Source organism: Clostridium sp. KLE 1755 (assembly GCF_000466465.2).
Taxonomy (GTDB): Bacteria; Bacillota; Clostridia; order Lachnospirales; family Lachnospiraceae; genus Eisenbergiella; species Eisenbergiella porci.
In genome coordinates this window covers 17,426-33,088 of sequence record NZ_KE992711.1, presented here as the reverse complement: position 1 = coordinate 33,088, position 15,663 = coordinate 17,426, and the positions used below count along the sequence as shown (strand labels likewise).

Annotated in this window: 17 protein-coding genes; 13 read left to right on the top strand and 4 right to left on the bottom strand. The window is 48.7% G+C overall.

All coding sequences use genetic code 11. From position 1 onward, the window contains the following. A partial coding sequence (locus HMPREF1548_RS29970; RefSeq protein ID WP_035322085.1) for a hypothetical protein occupies nucleotides 1-207 on the bottom strand: 207 nt, incomplete at its 3' end. 526 nt (nucleotides 208-733) lie between these two features. On the opposite strand from HMPREF1548_RS29970, the gene HMPREF1548_RS13445 reads away from it, so the two are divergent. From HMPREF1548_RS13445 to HMPREF1548_RS13430, 4 genes are all read left to right on the top strand, one after another. Beyond that, the gene (locus HMPREF1548_RS13445; RefSeq protein WP_021636755.1) at nucleotides 734-1,798 is read left to right on the top strand and encodes an ABC transporter ATP-binding protein; all 1,065 of its coding nucleotides are present in this window, start codon (nucleotides 734-736) and stop codon (nucleotides 1,796-1,798) included. Further along, nucleotides 1,782-3,896 (top strand): ABC transporter permease, encoded by a 2,115-nt coding sequence (locus HMPREF1548_RS13440; protein WP_021636754.1) that lies wholly within the window; start codon nucleotides 1,782-1,784, stop codon nucleotides 3,894-3,896. Before HMPREF1548_RS13445 ends, HMPREF1548_RS13440 begins: the two co-directional genes overlap by 17 nt. Then, the gene (locus tag HMPREF1548_RS13435; protein WP_198168636.1) at nucleotides 3,896-4,519 is read left to right on the top strand and encodes a DUF4340 domain-containing protein; all 624 of its coding nucleotides are present in this window, start codon (nucleotides 3,896-3,898) and stop codon (nucleotides 4,517-4,519) included. The genes HMPREF1548_RS13440 and HMPREF1548_RS13435 overlap by 1 nt, the downstream gene beginning before the upstream one ends. Nucleotides 4,520-4,742: 223 nt before the next feature. After that, nucleotides 4,743-5,909, top strand: coding sequence for an FprA family A-type flavoprotein (locus tag HMPREF1548_RS13430; protein WP_021636751.1), 1,167 nt, complete (start codon nucleotides 4,743-4,745; stop codon nucleotides 5,907-5,909). 50 nt (nucleotides 5,910-5,959) lie between these two features. Here HMPREF1548_RS13430 and HMPREF1548_RS13425 read toward each other — a convergent pair whose 3' ends face one another. From HMPREF1548_RS13425 to HMPREF1548_RS13415, 3 genes are all read right to left on the bottom strand, one after another. Then, entirely contained in the window at nucleotides 5,960-6,265 is a 306-nt protein-coding gene (locus HMPREF1548_RS13425; protein WP_021636750.1) for a hypothetical protein, read from the bottom strand. 2 nt (nucleotides 6,266-6,267) lie between these two features. Continuing rightward, complete coding sequence (locus HMPREF1548_RS13420) at nucleotides 6,268-6,870, bottom strand: hypothetical protein (protein ID WP_021636749.1); 603 nt, start codon at nucleotides 6,868-6,870, stop codon at nucleotides 6,268-6,270. A 120-nt stretch (nucleotides 6,871-6,990) separates the two neighbouring features. Beyond that, complete coding sequence (locus HMPREF1548_RS13415) at nucleotides 6,991-7,299, bottom strand: hypothetical protein (RefSeq protein WP_025490118.1); 309 nt, start codon at nucleotides 7,297-7,299, stop codon at nucleotides 6,991-6,993. 265 nt (nucleotides 7,300-7,564) lie between these two features. On the opposite strand from HMPREF1548_RS13415, the gene HMPREF1548_RS13405 reads away from it, so the two are divergent. The 9 genes from HMPREF1548_RS13405 to HMPREF1548_RS13365 all read left to right on the top strand — a co-directional run bounded on the left by HMPREF1548_RS13405 (nucleotide 7,565) and on the right by HMPREF1548_RS13365 (nucleotide 15,553). After that, nucleotides 7,565-8,530, top strand: a complete 966-nt coding sequence (locus HMPREF1548_RS13405) for a S8 family peptidase (protein WP_021636746.1) — start codon at nucleotides 7,565-7,567, stop codon at nucleotides 8,528-8,530. 334 nt (nucleotides 8,531-8,864) lie between these two features. Continuing rightward, nucleotides 8,865-10,271, top strand: a complete 1,407-nt coding sequence (locus HMPREF1548_RS13400) for a hydroxymethylglutaryl-CoA lyase-like TIM-barrel protein (RefSeq protein WP_502690630.1) — start codon at nucleotides 8,865-8,867, stop codon at nucleotides 10,269-10,271. A 2-nt stretch (nucleotides 10,272-10,273) separates the two neighbouring features. Beyond that, nucleotides 10,274-10,999 carry a GntR family transcriptional regulator gene (locus tag HMPREF1548_RS13395; RefSeq protein ID WP_021636743.1) on the top strand — a complete coding sequence of 242 codons (726 nt, stop codon included), beginning with the start codon at nucleotides 10,274-10,276 and terminating at the stop codon, nucleotides 10,997-10,999. A gap of 3 nt (nucleotides 11,000-11,002) precedes the next feature. Beyond that, a complete protein-coding gene (locus tag HMPREF1548_RS13390; protein WP_021636742.1) occupies nucleotides 11,003-12,205 on the top strand; it encodes an NADP-dependent isocitrate dehydrogenase in 1,203 nt (400 codons plus the stop codon). 154 nt (nucleotides 12,206-12,359) lie between these two features. Further along, the gene (locus HMPREF1548_RS13385; protein WP_025490115.1) at nucleotides 12,360-12,767 is read left to right on the top strand and encodes a GtrA family protein; all 408 of its coding nucleotides are present in this window, start codon (nucleotides 12,360-12,362) and stop codon (nucleotides 12,765-12,767) included. 211 nt (nucleotides 12,768-12,978) lie between these two features. Next, on the top strand, nucleotides 12,979-13,317 hold the full coding sequence (locus HMPREF1548_RS13380) for a cysteine hydrolase family protein (protein ID WP_021636740.1): 339 nt from the start codon (nucleotides 12,979-12,981) through the stop codon (nucleotides 13,315-13,317). Beyond that, nucleotides 13,305-14,123 carry a MerR family transcriptional regulator gene (locus tag HMPREF1548_RS13375; RefSeq protein WP_021636739.1) on the top strand — a complete coding sequence of 273 codons (819 nt, stop codon included), beginning with the start codon at nucleotides 13,305-13,307 and terminating at the stop codon, nucleotides 14,121-14,123. The genes HMPREF1548_RS13380 and HMPREF1548_RS13375 overlap by 13 nt, the downstream gene beginning before the upstream one ends. Nucleotides 14,124-14,240: 117 nt before the next feature. Beyond that, on the top strand, nucleotides 14,241-14,717 hold the full coding sequence (gene tsaA, locus HMPREF1548_RS13370; protein ID WP_035322078.1) for a tRNA (N6-threonylcarbamoyladenosine(37)-N6)-methyltransferase TrmO: 477 nt from the start codon (nucleotides 14,241-14,243) through the stop codon (nucleotides 14,715-14,717). Nucleotides 14,718-15,196: 479 nt separating this feature from the next. After that, nucleotides 15,197-15,553, top strand: a complete 357-nt coding sequence (locus HMPREF1548_RS13365; RefSeq protein ID WP_157065677.1) for an RNA polymerase sigma factor — start codon at nucleotides 15,197-15,199, stop codon at nucleotides 15,551-15,553. Nucleotides 15,554-15,663 lie beyond the last annotated feature (110 nt).

The window sequence follows — 15,663 nt, the reverse complement described above, 5'->3', positions numbered from 1 at the left end:
GCCGCCGCCACCCGGGCCGCCTCCTATATCCTCAGCCACATTTACCTCTACCTCTCCGCCAAGGCCCCGGTCCCACCTTCCGCCATTACCGCAGCCCTCCTCCTCAACCTCTCCGCCGCGCTGCTTGCCGTCACCCTCCCCACCCTCCACGCCCTCAAAACCCCCATACTCACCCAAATCAACCGCCAGAGAAATACCCCGTAACAACGCGGGGCATTCCTCTGGCACTCTTATCCACATTTATTTGCGTTTGATTATCTGCGTCAATCCGCATCAGAAATTTCCCTTCCTAAATTCCTTTTCCTTCTCACAGCATCGTATCACCCTCCCTTTTCTATACATATTTCACAGAAAAATCACAGTTCCACCAACATTTTTACACATTTTGGGAATACATTTATTTTTAGAGTTGCCGTGCTGCGGCCGTGGTGCTTTCCTGCGGGGCTGCGTTTCCGTGGAGGCGTTTCCGGGGGCTTTGGCCCGGCATGCTGGATCCGGCTGGGGCGGCGGGGGTTTTTCCGGATCCCTCTATGCCATGGAGATGACACAATTTTTGCCCCAAGCTCATCGCAATGCCCGGCATAACGGGATCCGGAAAAACCCCCCGCCACCCCAGCCAGATCCAGCATGCCGGGCCAAAGCCCCCGGAAACGCCTCCACGGAAACGCAGCCCCGCAGGAAAGCACCACGGATCCACCCCACCGGCATCCAAAAATAATAGGAGGACAAAAAGATGATAGAAGTCAGTCATCTGGTGAAAAAATACGGCAGCCACTATGCTGTCAACGACCTTTCTTTCCGTGTGGAAAAGGGCCAGATCTATGGATTCCTGGGCCCCAACGGCGCGGGAAAATCGACTACGATGAATATTATTACCGGCTATCTGGCCCCCACCGCAGGCGAGGTAAAGATAAACGGCCATGATATGATGAAGGAGCCGGAGGAGGCCAAACGCTGCATCGGTTACCTGCCGGAAATGCCCCCTGTTTACCCTGATATGACGGTGGGAGAATACCTGCGTTTTGCGGCGCAGCTGAAACGGATTCCTTCCGGGAAACGGGAGGAGAGCATAGAAGAGGTCATGAAAATGACCCGCATCCTGGATATGAAGGACCGCCTGATACGCAACCTGTCCAAAGGCTATAAACAGAGGGTGGGGCTTTCCCAGGCGCTGCTTGGCTCGCCGGAGGTCATTATTCTGGATGAGCCTACCGTTGGCCTGGATCCCAAGCAGATTATTGAAATCCGCGATCTGATTAAAAGCCTGAAGGATAAGCATACGGTCATTTTAAGCTCCCATATCCTGTCCGAGGTCAGCGCGATCTGCGACCAGATCCTGATTATTTCCAAAGGCAGCCTGGCGGCCTGTGATACGCCGGAAGGGCTTACCAGGCTGATGACGGGCGAGGAGGAGCTGGAAATTACCGTAAAGGGCACCCCGGAGGAGCTGCAGTCCGTTCTTGACGGCCTGGAAGAGATTGAGGGCAGCAGCCTGGAAAAAATATCGGAAACGCAGACAAAAGCGGCCATTAAAACAGGGGAGGACTGCGATATACGGGAAAAACTTTTTTATCTGCTTGCAGATGCGCGCCTGCCTCTAATGGATATGCATGTTACGACCAAGTCCCTGGAGGATATTTTCCTGGAACTGACGGATTCGGAAAAAAATACCGGGGAAAAAGCCGGAGAAGCAGTCGGCAGGAAAAAGCTGCGCCTGGGACGTAAAAAAGAAGGAGCGGCAGAAGCGGAAGAATCAGAAGAAGCGCAGGAGGGTACGGACAATGACAGCGATTTATAAAAGAGAATTGAAAGCTTATTTCTGTTCCATGACAGGCTGGCTGTTCCTGGCGGCCAATATTTTCCTGTCAGGCCTGTACTTTTTTGCCCTGAACCTGCGTTTCGGATATTCCAGCATGGCGAACACAGTGTACAGCATTCTTTTTCTGTTGCTGATAACCGTTCCGCTTCTGACGATGCGCATGTTGTCTGAGGAACGCAGACAGAAAACGGATCAGCTGATCCTTACCTCCCCGGTATCCGTGGGAAAAGTGGTGCTTGGGAAATACCTGGCGGCGGCTACGATTTTTACCATATCCACTCTTGTGATAGCGGTGTACCCGCTGATTCTTTCCCGGTTCGGGACGGTATCCTTCGGAGAAAGCTATACGGCGCTGCTGGCTTATTATCTGTACGGCTTAAGCTGCATTGCCATCGGCTTATTCATCTCTTCCGTGACGGAAAGCCAGGTCATCGCTGCGGTTCTGAGTTTCGGGGCGCTGTTTTTGGGATATATGATGAACAGCATTACCGGCCTGATTTCTTCCACAGGGAAGCTGCTTACCAGAATACTGAATATATATGATATGACCAGCCGCCTGGAAAATATGATGCAGGGGACGCTGGAGCTGAAATCGGTGCTTTACTTTATTACGTTTACCGTGGTATTCCTCTTTCTCACGGTTCAGTCGGTACAGAAGAGACGTTATCAGGTTTCCGTAAAAAGCCTGCAGATGGGGGCCTACAGCACAGGGATGATCGCCATAGTGCTGGTGGCGGCAGTATTTTTAAATCTGGCGGCAGGAGAGCTGCCGGCCCGTTTTACCTCCATTGACATGACGGCGGAAAAACTTTATTCTCTCACGGATACGTCGGAAGAGCTTGCAAGGAATCTGTCGGAGGATGTGACAATCTACATACTGCAGTCTGAAGAAAAGCAGGACACCACCCTGAAGCAGACGCTGGATCGGTATACGGACCTTTCCGGACATATCAGGGTGGAGTATAAGGATCCGGTGGTAAACCCGAATTTTTATAAAGACTACACGGATGGCAATATCAGCATGAATTCCCTTATTGTGGTCAGTGACAAGCGGTTCAAGGTAATCAATTACAGCGATATTTATGAAACGCAGGTGGATTATACCACCTACAGCAGCACGGTGACGGGGTATGACGGAGAAGGACAGATCACAAGCGCCCTGGCCTATGTGACCAGCGACGACATGCCTGTGCTGTATACGCTGGAGGGGCAGGATGAGCTTACGCTTTCCACCGCATTCCAGAATGGGCTGACAAAGCAGAATGCAGCGCTTCAATCCATCAATCTCCTTACCCGGGAGAACGTGCCGGAGGATGCCCAGGGAGTGCTGATTATGGCGCCTGTCAGCGATATTTCGTCCGATGATGCGGATAAGCTGATTGCCTATCTGGATAAAGGCGGGAAGATTTTGATGACCACCTCTTATGTGGATGATTTTGCCGCATCCATGCCGAACCTGCAGAAGGTTCTTGATTACTTCGGGCTGTCCGTGGTAAACGGGCTTGTGCTGGAGGGAGATTCCTCCATGTGCTACCAGCAGCCAACCTACCTGCTGCCGGAGGTAGCTTATGATTCCCTCACAAACGGCGTAGCAGGCAAAAAATATATTTTCATGCCTTATGCCCAGGGCATTACATCGCAGGAGACGGAGGGTGTGAGTATAACCCCTCTGCTTACCACCTCAGCGTCCTCCTATTCCAAGACTGATATCAATCAGGCGCAGACGGTAAATATGGAAGACGGCGACGCGGCAGGCCCCTTTGACGTGGGCGTTCATGCGGAAAAGACACTGGAGGAAGGCACGGCGCAGCTGACGCTGTTCACCTCGGAAAATCTGTTTACGGACAATGCAAACACCATGGTGGCGGATGCCAACCTGACGCTGTTTACCAATGTTGTGGCCTCCATGTCCGACAGTGAGGTGAGCGTATCCGTTCCCGTGAAATCCTATGAAGCCTCTGTAATCACGGTGAATGACGGCACGGCCTTTACCATCGGTTCCGTTCTGATGCTGTTCCTGCCTCTGGGGCTGATTATCGCAGGTATTTTTGTATGGGCCGGAAGGAGGAAACGCTGATGAAAAAGAAAAGAATCCAGCTGATTGTTCTGATTATTATCTGCCTGCTCAGCATAGGCGCCTATTTTCTCGTCAAGCATCTTGATTTAAGCGAAACAGAGGAAACGGCGCCGGAAACTGCTGTGGTTACGGATTTTTCTTCCGGGGAGGTAAAGTCACTTTCCGCAACAGGAGCCCATACCCTGAATTTTGTGAAGGAGGATGACACCTGGTACAATGCGGACGACCGGGAAATGAATCTGGATCAGACAGAGATCAGCGCGCTTATAAACAATATCGATCATATCACCACGGATACAGTGGTGGAAACTCCGGAAAATCTGGCGGAATACGGGCTGGATAATCCGGCAGGTACAATAACCGCCGTCCTGGGAAACGGATCCAGCGTAATTCTTCATGTGGGAAACAAGAATGATATTACCGGGGATTACTATGTCCGCCTGGAAGGAAATTCCCAGGTTTATGCGGTAAGCTCCTATATCGTTACCGCCTTTGACAGGGAACCGGCAGATTTTATTGAAGAGACGCCTGAAACGACAGAAGAAAGCACGGAAGCCCCTGCTGAAACCGGAACGGAAACGCCGGCTGAGAGCAGTGAAGAAACAGCCTCCGCTGAAAATTAAAAATACAGGCTGCAAAGAGCATTTGTCCGTCCGTCACAGCTCCGGCTTTGGCGGGCGGACGTTTTTTTGAAGCTACAAAGCTGCCGGTGTTATGGCTCTGTACAAAAATGAATACTTGTCTTCAGAAAGTATACAGCAGGAAAAAATTGGGTTATAATGTTGCTGACTAAAAAGCTCTCTGCGGGAGAGGGATACACAGGAAAAACAAGCAGGAGGAAACGTGATGAATACGACAGAATTAAGACCCGGCATTTATGCGGTAGGCGTGGTGGACTGGAATGTGCGCAGCTTTCATGGCTATACGACCGACAGAGGCGCCACCTATAACGCCTATCTCATCATTGATGAGAAAATCGCCCTGATAGACACGGTGAAAGAGCCCTTTGCCCAGGAGCTTCTTGAGCGTATCAGGGAAATCGTAGATCCGGAAAAGATTGACTATCTGATATCCAACCATGTGGAAATGGATCATTCCGGAGCAATCCCGGCGGTAATGGCAAAGGCGACCCATGCAGTGATTGTCACAAGCGCTCCCAGCGGATACAACGGCCTGAAGCTGCATTACGGCGACAGCTATGAATATATGCCGGTAAAGGCGGGAGATACCCTGAGCCTTGGCAGGCATACGCTGCAGTTTGTGCCTACGCCCATGCTTCACTGGCCCGATAATATGGTTACCTACTGCCCGGAGGAAAAGATCCTGTTCTCCAACGATGCCTTCGGCCAGCATTATTCCAGCAGCAGGCGTTATGATGATGAAGTGGATATGGCCGAGGTAATGGCGGAGGCGGAGAAATATTACGCCAACATACTCATGCCCTACGGCATGCAGATGAAGAAAACCATTCCGGTGATTGAGGGGCTGGATATCAGCCTGATCGCACCAAGCCACGGCGTGATGTGGAGAAGCCATATCGGGGACATTGTGAATGCCTATAAGCATTTCAGCGATGATACGCCGGATCATAAGGCAGTGGTGGTATTTGATTCCATGTGGCATTCCACGGAGAAGATGGCGAGAGCCGTTCTTGAGGGCTTTGCAATGAAGGGAGTGCCGGTAAAGCTATATGACCTCAAGGTTGATCACATTTCCGATATTATGACGGATGTGCTGAAGGCGGAATATGTTGCGGTAGGCTCCCCTACGATCAATAACCAGATGCTTCCTACGGTGGCATCCTTCCTCTGTTATATGAAAGGACTTGCCCCTAAAAATAAAAAAGCATTTGCCTTCGGTTCCTATGGCTGGGGCGGACAGAGCGCCGGCCTTGTCAATGACGGACTGGAAGCATGTAAATTCCAGATTGTCATGGAACCGGTAAAGGTGCAGTACATTCCTTCGGAAGCATTTCTGAAGGAGCTGTCCGAAAAGGTTGCAGCTCTTGACTGAGGCCGTACGCAGCGGATGCTGCCGATGCAGCATTCGCTGCATCGGCAGTGTTATTTACGGCGCTGCATCAGCTTCATTATCTGATTCATTTTCATCAGTTCCTCTGGGGTGCTGTATTTTTTTATCGCTTCGATAATTACCGTCATTTCCTCCTGTGTGAAGGTGATGTTTGCCGAACGGCTTCTCTGGGCGAGCGCCATGAGAAAAGGCATCAGCTCCTTCTGGGAGAGCGTCTTGCTTTCAAACACCATTTTCTGAAGAAAATCCAGCTTATCAACTGGAATATCCTTTAGTGAAGGTTCCCGCATCCATTCCGGTTTATCTGCGGAATTACCCGAACCCATATAATCTGCCATAATTATTGCTCCCTTTCCGGCGGGCTGTCCTGCATATCAGTATTGCCTGTGGAAGCCGCCTCTGTGTTAAAATCCGACTGAAACATCTGGAACATGGACTGCTGGTCCGGTGAAAGCATTCCCATGAGCATATCCATGGGGTTCATGCCTCCGGCGGAAAACGGGTTGTTCCCGGCTTTTTCTCCGTCCTGTCCGGACTCCGGTGCAGAATCCTTTCCGTCTGCGGCACCAGCGGCGCCGTCTGCATCATTCGTACCCATTCCCTGAAAAAGATCCATATACTGTTTCATTTCCTCATACATCTGCATAGCATTCTGTATGGACTGGAACTGCTCCAGCATGGAACGGACCTGGGGTGAGCAGTAATTTTTTATTTTATCACAGATGTCAATTAAGGAAAAAGGAAGGGCTTCCTCCCGGAAGGTTTCCGGATGTGTGCGGGCAAAACGGAGAGTATAATCGAATTCCATGAATTTGATCATGACGGCCAGCCCTCTGCGGCTGTCTGGATTACAGTAAGGCAGAAGGATTTTCATTATCTGTATTTGGTTGGTCGTATACAGAGCATCAAATGTCTGTAAAAAATCTTTATCATGTTTCTCCATATCCCGGTCCTTCTTCCTTTCATAGAAATACTATGTCGGCGCCGGAAACATAAGAACATAAAAATAGGCTCTGAACCAGAGCCTATTTTCATGTATGCGCCGGGGAGAGGCGCGGTTACATTAGCAGAATCCGTTTCCGCCACAGCAGCAAAGCAGGATCAGAATCCAAATCCAGCTTCCACAGCCAGAGTTATTGCCGCCGCATCCGCATCCGCAGGAATCGCCGCAGCCGCCGCCGAATCCGTTGCCGCCGCAGCAGCAAAGCAGGATCAGGATCCAAATCCAGCTTCCGCATCCGCTGTTTCCGCCGCTTACACCGCATCCACAGTTGTTGTTCCCGCAGTTACTTCCACATCCACAGCCGGTGTTGCTGCCGCCACAACCGGTATTGCCGCCGCATCCGCAGCCGCTTGCTGTTAAATCACTCATGTTTGTTTGCCTCCAAATTGGTTTTTATGGTTTATACTATGCCGTACAGCATGTCAGTGTTTCCTGTGGTTTTGCCATTCTTTAAAATATTTTTTTATTCTTCTTTCAGACAGGGCTGTGCGGACCTGTCCGCCCGGGAGGGACCCTGGGGCGTTTCCTTACCTTTGGAAACAGTCATTCACCGGAAGGAAAATCAGACATATTTTAATAGAAAAAGGAAGGTAACTGTGGCAACGAAACGGTTACAGAGAAAGAATAATGAGCGATGGACCGGGTTAGAAAACTGATACATGCGGAAAGAGAGGACGTATCCCCATACACCGGGGCCGGGGTCACGGTGGCAATTCTGGATACGGGAATCGCCATGCACCCTGATTTTGCGGATCGGGTAATCGGCTTCCGGGATTTTGTGGGAAACAGCCGCAGACCTTATGACGATTGCGGACACGGAACCCATGTGGCGGGATGCCTGTGCGGAAGCGGCGCCTGCTCCGGCGGATTATATGCCGGTGTCGCACCGGGATGCCGGATTTTGTCGGGAAAGGTCCTGGATGAAAAGGGCGACGGTACCATTTCGAATATGGCGGCCGGAATTGAATGGATCCTGGATAACCAGGAGCTTTATCAAATAAAGATATTAAATATTTCTGTAAGCATGGAAGCGAAGCGTTCCATGGAAGCAAAGCATTCCATGGAGGCAAGACATTCCATGGATGAGACGGAACATGTGAGAATGATGCAGTACCTGGTAGCCTGCCTGGAGAGGGTATGGGATGCCGGTATTTTTGTTGTTGTGGCAGCAGGCAACCGGGGTCCTGCGGCGGGCAGTATTTCCCCGCTGGGGGCAAGCAGGAAGGTAGTTACGGTAGGCTGCCATGACGGAATTGCATGTCATGGAAGAAAAAACTCCTGTGAGGCATATTCAGGCAGAGGCCCTGCGGGAACGGAACTGAAAAAACCGGATATCGTGGCGCCGGGAACGGATATCATGTCCTGCAGCGCCGGGTTCCGGCAGACGGTGCGGGGCTGCAGGGACGCCTATATCGTAAAAAACGGCACCTCCATGTCCACGCCCCTGGTGGCCGGAGCTGCCGCGCTGTGTCTCCAGAAATATCCGGAATACTCCAACGAACAGATAAAACGCCGGATTCTCTGGTCCGCCGCGGATCTGGGAGAGGCGTGGAGCAAACAGGGCTGGGGGATGCTGGATGTGGAGAGAGCCCTCCGGTAGATGAGATATACAGGATATGGAATATAACCATGTTTTATCAGGCAGATCATTTTGCCTCCCGATGCGGGACGCTGTCCGGCAGCAGGAGGCGGACGGGTCTGTTTTTTTCTGCCGGACAGCTGAAGCCATAATATTTTCATCAAATCCCAAGAAAATTATTGACACGAAATGTATAATTGTATACAATTATACATGGATTAAGGGATAATGTATAAGACAGACCCTGTTGGGACACATAAGAGTAAGCCAGGCCGTGTGCCGGCGCGCCTGACAGGCCTGAGAAAAGGAGAAACACATGAATATGAATGAAACTTTTTCCAACCGCCCGGTAACAATGAATGAGAAAAACAACCTTCTTGAAATCGAAGAGCATATGTACATACTGGACGATGTCAAGAAACCTAATGTTTTCAGAAATATGTTTCCGTATTCGGAAATTCCGAAGATTCCCTTTAACGACAGGATTGTGCCCCATAACATGCCGAAGGATATCTGGATTACGGATACCACCTTCCGTGACGGACAGCAGTCCCGCGCGCCTTATACCACAGAACAGATTGTGACGATTTATGATTACCTGCACAGGCTGGGAGGGCCCAACGGTATGGTCCGTGCCTGTGAATTCTTCCTTTACAGCAAAAAGGACAGGGATGCCGTATATAAATGTATGGAGAGAGGATACCAGTTTCCTGAAGTAACCAGCTGGATCCGGGCCAGCAAGGAGGATTTCAGGCTGGTCAAGGAAATCGGCATGAAGGAAACGGGAATTCTGGTTAGCTGCTCAGACTACCATATCTTCATGAAGCTGAAAATGACAAGAAGACAGGCCATGGACCATTATCTGAGCGTCATCAGGGAGTGCCTTGAGGAAGGTATCAGCCCCAGATGCCATCTGGAGGATATTACCAGAGCTGATATTTACGGATATGTGGTTCCCTTCTGCGTTGAGCTGATGAAGCTGATGGAAGAATATAAGATCCCGATCAAAATCCGTGCCTGCGATACTATGGGCTACGGCGTGAATTATCCCGGCGCCGTAATCCCCAGGAGCGTGCCCGGAATCATTTATGCGATCCATACCCATGCAGGCGTGCCCCACTCCCTGATTGAGTGGCACGGACACAATGATTTTTACAAGGCGGTCGCCAATTCCACCACAGCATGGCTGTATGGCTGCTCCGGGGTAAACGCCTCTTTGTTCGGTATCGGGGAGCGTACCGGAAACACGCCTCTGGAGGCCATGGTTTTCGAATATGCACAGCTTAAAGGTGACCTGAACGGTATGGATACCACGGTAATTACAGAGCTTGCGGAGTATTACGAGAAGGAAATCGGCTATCATATTCCGGAGAGGACCCCCTTTGTGGGAAAGAATTTTAATGTGACCAGGGCAGGGATTCATGCGGACGGCCTCTTGAAAAATGAAGAGATTTATAATATATTTGATACGGAGAAGTTTTTGAACAGGCCTGTCATCTGTGCGGTATCCAACACATCCGGACTTGCGGGCATTGCTCACTGGATCAATACCTATTTCCGTCTGAAGGAAGATGAGCAGGTGAGCAAAACCTCCGAGCTGGTACATGAAGTAAAGAAATGGGTGGATGAGGAATATGCCGGCGGACGTGTTACCGTTCTGACGGATGCGGAACTCATAAAAGTAATTGATGACGCCTGCGAAAAACTTGGCATCAGCCTGAAAGGCGGCCAGAGTAAGGCGGCAGGAAAGCTGGACAGGTAAGTATGAGCGATAGAGATGTAAAGAGTGAGGTCACGGATAAATATTCCCTGCGGGGACGTGTCTTTCACAAGCTCCGGGACGACATCCTGAATGGAAAATACAAGGAAAATGAAGAACTGCGGGAGGCGGCCATCGGTGAGGAGATGGGCGTCAGCCGCACGCCGGTCAGAGAAGCCTTCAGACAGCTGGAGCTGGAGGGGCTTCTCCAGATTGTACCCAATAAAGGGGCCTATGTTACCGGCATTACGGTGAAGGATGTGAAGGATATTTACGCCATCCGTTCCCTGCTGGAGGGACTGTGCGCCAGATGGGCCACAGAGAACATCAGCCGGGAGCAGATGGAGGAGATGGAGGAAAATATCTATCTTTCCGAATTCCATGCCGGAAAGGGCCATGCCCAGCAGCTGGCGGAGCTGGATAACCAGTTCCACGAAATCCTTTATGCGGCTTCCAACAGCAAAATGCTGGAGCATGTGCTGCGGGAATTCCATGAATATGTATTGCGCGTCAGGAGAAAGACGCTCTCGGACGATGCCCGGGGCGTACAGTCCAATGCGGAGCACCGTCAGATTATGGAGGCGATCAGACAGAGGGATGCCGATCTGGCGGAACAGCTGGCTAATGCCCATATCCGCAAGGCCTACCGGAACATGGTAAAAAGCGGGTTATATGAGGCTTATGAAGAAACTGAGTCTGCGGACGGCAAGCAGGCGGAACAGGAGAATTAAAATATGAATAAAATCGAAATGAAGACTCCCCTGGTGGAGATGGACGGCGATGAAATGACCAGAATTCTGTGGCAGATGATCAAGGAGGAGCTGATTCTTCCTTTTGTGGATCTGAAAACAGAATATTACGATCTGGGACTGGAACACCGGAATGAAACCAACGATCAGGTTACCGTAGATTCCGCCGAAGCCACAAAGAAATACGGTGTTGCCGTAAAGTGCGCAACCATCACTCCCAATGCGGCCCGTATGGATGAATATAAGCTGAAGGAAATGTGGAAAAGCCCCAACGGAACCATCCGTTCCATTCTGGACGGCACCGTATTCAGGGCGCCCATCGTTGTAAAGGGAATTGAACCCTGTGTCAGGAACTGGGAAAAACCCATCACCATCGCCCGCCATGCTTACGGTGATGTATATAAAAACGTGGAAATGAAAATCGAAGGCGCCGGTAAGGCCGAGCTTGTTTTCACCGATAAGGACGGGAAGGAATCCAGGGAAACCATACATGATTTCAAGGATGCCGGCATCATCCAGGGCATACATAACACAAAGGCTTCCATCACCAGCTTTGCCCGCGCCTGCTTCCAGTATGCGGTAAGCACAAAGCAGGATCTGTGGTTTGGAAGCAAGGACACCATTTCCAAAAAGTACGACCATACCTTCAAGGATATTTTCCAGGAGGTATATGAAGCGGAATTTAAAGAAAAATTCGAAGCGCTTGGGCTGGAATATTTCTACAGCCTGATCGATGATATCGTAGCCCGTATCATGAAAGCAAAGGGCGGCTTCATTTGGGCCTGCAAGAACTATGACGGCGACGTGATGAGCGATATGGTTTCCTCCGCCTTTGGTTCCCTGGCCATGATGACCTCCGTACTGGTATCCCCGGACGGCATTTACGAATATGAAGCCGCCCACGGAACCGTGCAGAGACATTATTACAAATATCTGAAGGGAGAAGAGACCTCTACCAACCCGGTGGCCACCATCTTCGCATGGACCGGCGCACTGAGAAAACGAGGCGAGCTGGATGGGATTTCCGATCTCTGCGATTTCGCGGACAGGCTGGAAAAGGCAACCCTTGACACCATTGAAAGCGGCGTTATGACAAAAGATCTGGCCCTGATTACCTCCCTGAAGGAAGTGACTGCGCTGAACAGCAGGGACTTTATCGGAGCTATCAGAAAACAGCTGGAGGCATAGCGGTCCTGCGCCGGAGCGCTTCCTGGAAACGATCGGCAGGCGGTTTTTGAAAATAATGTGCAGGCGGTTTGTGAAAACAGAAGCTTGATTCCTTACGGAAATAGTGTTACAGTATTACGTGCTGATACTAATGAAAGTAAGGGGCACAGGAAAAATGAAAAAATTGATACAACAGATATTAAAGTTCGGCGTAGTAGGATTTCTCTGCTTTTTTATCGACTACGGCATCATGGTGGCTCTCACGGAGCTTTGCGGCATACCGTCGGTAATTTCCAGCGGAATCTCCTTTTCAGTATCGGTAATTGTAAATTATATTCTGAGCATTACCATGGTATTTGATGCGGACAAGGATGCGAATAAGGTAAAGCAGTTTGTTGTTTTCCTCATTCTCAGCATCATTGGCTTAGGCATCAACCAGCTGATAATGTGGGGAGGCACCTCCTGGCTGGATCAGTACATGGAACGCTCCTACATGCTTGTTAAAATCGTGGCGACGGCTGTGGTTATGGTATATAATTTCATTACCAGAAAGATTTTCATCGAGAAAAAACCGGAGAAATAATAGTTACGGAAAAGAAGGACAGCACACGGGACGGCTCAATAAAACAGTATAAGTTGTTTTCGGGAAACGGCGTAGCTTCAGGCTATGCCGTTTCTCCGTTTTGTGTGACGTGCAGTGATTGTTGGTTTTTCTGCGGGAAAACGGGAATGCCTTGATGTGATATCCTCATTCCTGTATAATTAAATCAGCGCGGAATGTGGGAGGTTATCATATGAAACAGCTTAAAACAGCCGTAATCGTGATAGATATGCAGGCAGATTATATTGGAGAAAAGAGCAAAAATAAATATTATCCCCATACGCTTATTGATAAAATCAACGATAGGATAGCCGCGGCCGTAAATCATAATGAGAGTATCATCTATGTAAAAAATGTAGGGAAACGTAACAAAGAATCTTATATTTCAGATTTTGTGGAGGGCTTATCTGTTGTTTTGCCGTTGACTTATATCGGGATAAAAAGCAAGGAACGTTTTTCTGAAACAAGAGAAAAACTGCTGAAAGCGAATGTGCAGATAATTGAGCCACAGGAGGGAAAATGTTTAGGATAGGAGAGTTTTCAAAGCTAACACAAGTAACGATAAGGATGTTAAGATACTATGATGAAATGGGGCTTTTGAAGCCGTCACAGATTGACCCGCGGACAAACTATCGAATGTACTCTGTAGACCAAATCCCTACTCTGAATAAGATTATCTATCTGCGCGACAGTGGATTTAATGTTGCAGAAATCGCAATCGCGCTTAACAATGGGGAAGATAACTTTATTGCAGAACAGCTTGATAAAAAACACGAAGAAATTGAACAGGCGATACAAATAGAAAAAGAAAAGCTACGAAAGATTGAGCTTGCAAAAAAAGAACTTCACGGCAGTAAAAATGAAATGCACTATAATGTTTCAATAAAATCCATATCGTCCTGTCAAGTTTTGTCTATAAGACGTGTTATTCCCACTTATTATGCAGAGGGCGAATTATGGAGAGAGTTATCCTCTTTTGCAGCGCAAAATCATGTAACCATATCAAGCGACACATTTTCCATTTACCACGATGCAGAGTATAAAGAGCAAGATGTTGATGTGGAGTTGTGTACGGCGGTGAAGAAAATTGGTAAGAACATTGGTGAATTTACATACCGAATTACCGAGCCAATACCAATAATGGCCTGCACAATGGTATACGGTGAATTTTCTAATATCGCAGGAGCATATTTAGCTTTTGCGGAATGGCTGCAAAAGAACAGCCAATATCGAATGAAAGGTGCAACCCGTCAAATCGTACACCGTGGGCCGTGGAATGAAAATGACCCGAAAAAGTATTTGATTGAAATTCAAATTCCGTTGGAAAGGGATAACTAAAAGTCTTGCAATTTTAGTCTTGCAATTTTGCAAGGCTTTTTCTTTTTCCATATTGACTCTCACATGATGTGAGGGGGTATACTGCACTTGAAAATAACAATCAAGGAGGAAAACAGCATGATGAATTTTGAGGTATACCCTATCGGAAGAATCCAAAACAACGAAAACGGCACGGTTATTGAAATCGCGCCAAAGTACATCCCTGCTATGAAAGCGTTGGAGGGCTTTAGCCACATCAACGTCATTTGGTGGTTTAGCGACTCTGATAACAATGACGCAAGGAACACGCTTGACGCACCGAAACCGTATAAAAATGCCCCTGATACAATGGGCATTTTCGCCACAAGGTCGCCTATCCGCCCTAATCCGATTGCCCTGACCGCAGTAGAAGTAATACACATTGATTATCAAAAGGGGCTTATCCAGATTGCGTATATTGACGCTAACGACAATACGCCTGTTTTGGATATTAAACCTTATACGCCGAGCCTTGACCGTGTAGAAACGCCGGGTGTGCCGGAGTGGTGCAGTCACTGGCCGAAAAGTTTAGAGCAATCCGCTTATTTTGCATGGGAAGATGAATTTAATTTCTGATACCCCTTAACCGCCCAACGAATAATAAAAAAACCATTGTTGTGGCGACAGGATAGCTATGCGCCTAAACAAAATACGGTAACCAAACGACGGTTTTGAAATTGATATGCTCCCTGTAAAGTAGACAGACGAAAAAACAAAACTGTTGAAATAAAGGGAGCATATCATAGCAATCAAAGCCGCCGTTTTTCTTTTTCTAAAATGGAATAACGGAGGGCGAATTAAAGTCGTCCTTTTCATGGACACGGCGGTATATTAGGAGGTATCGCCGTGAACAATTTATATCGACAATATTCGACAATTATTAGCTTGTTAAAAAAAGCCTATACCCGCCTACGGGATATTGCGGCTATCAACATGAATACACACATTACCATATAAACTTATATAATTCCTATTACGGCATTAACGCCCGTGCAGACAACTTCTGTATGGAAGTTTGCATTTCCCCCTTTCCGCGTGGAATGGGGGTGATTAAAATGACGTATTCCAAAGAGCAAAAGGAACATATCGAGTTTGCCTTTGACGCATTTTGCCGGACTGTACTGCGGTATGAATTTATCAATACGCTGCGGGATAAGCGGCGGTGGTCACAGCATGAAATCTCTCTTGACTATCTGCGCGACGAGAAATATTTTGACTCATTTACAACAGACAAGTATTTTGTCAAGCATGACAAGCCTACAGCTTTTCGTGTCTGCGGCAAGACGGTAATTGTAGACAGCGAGAAATTAGTACAGGCATTGAAACACTTGCCGGAAGCAAGGCGGGAATTGATACTGATGTACTTTTTCCTGCGCTACACAGACGTGAAAATCGGCAGACTGTACGGATGAAACCGTTACCCGATAGAGGGTAAATTAGCCTTGTTTATGCGGCTTCACAGATACGGAAACAAGGTGGGTAAGGGATTTACTCATACCCTCAAAAACAGGCTTCTACTGCG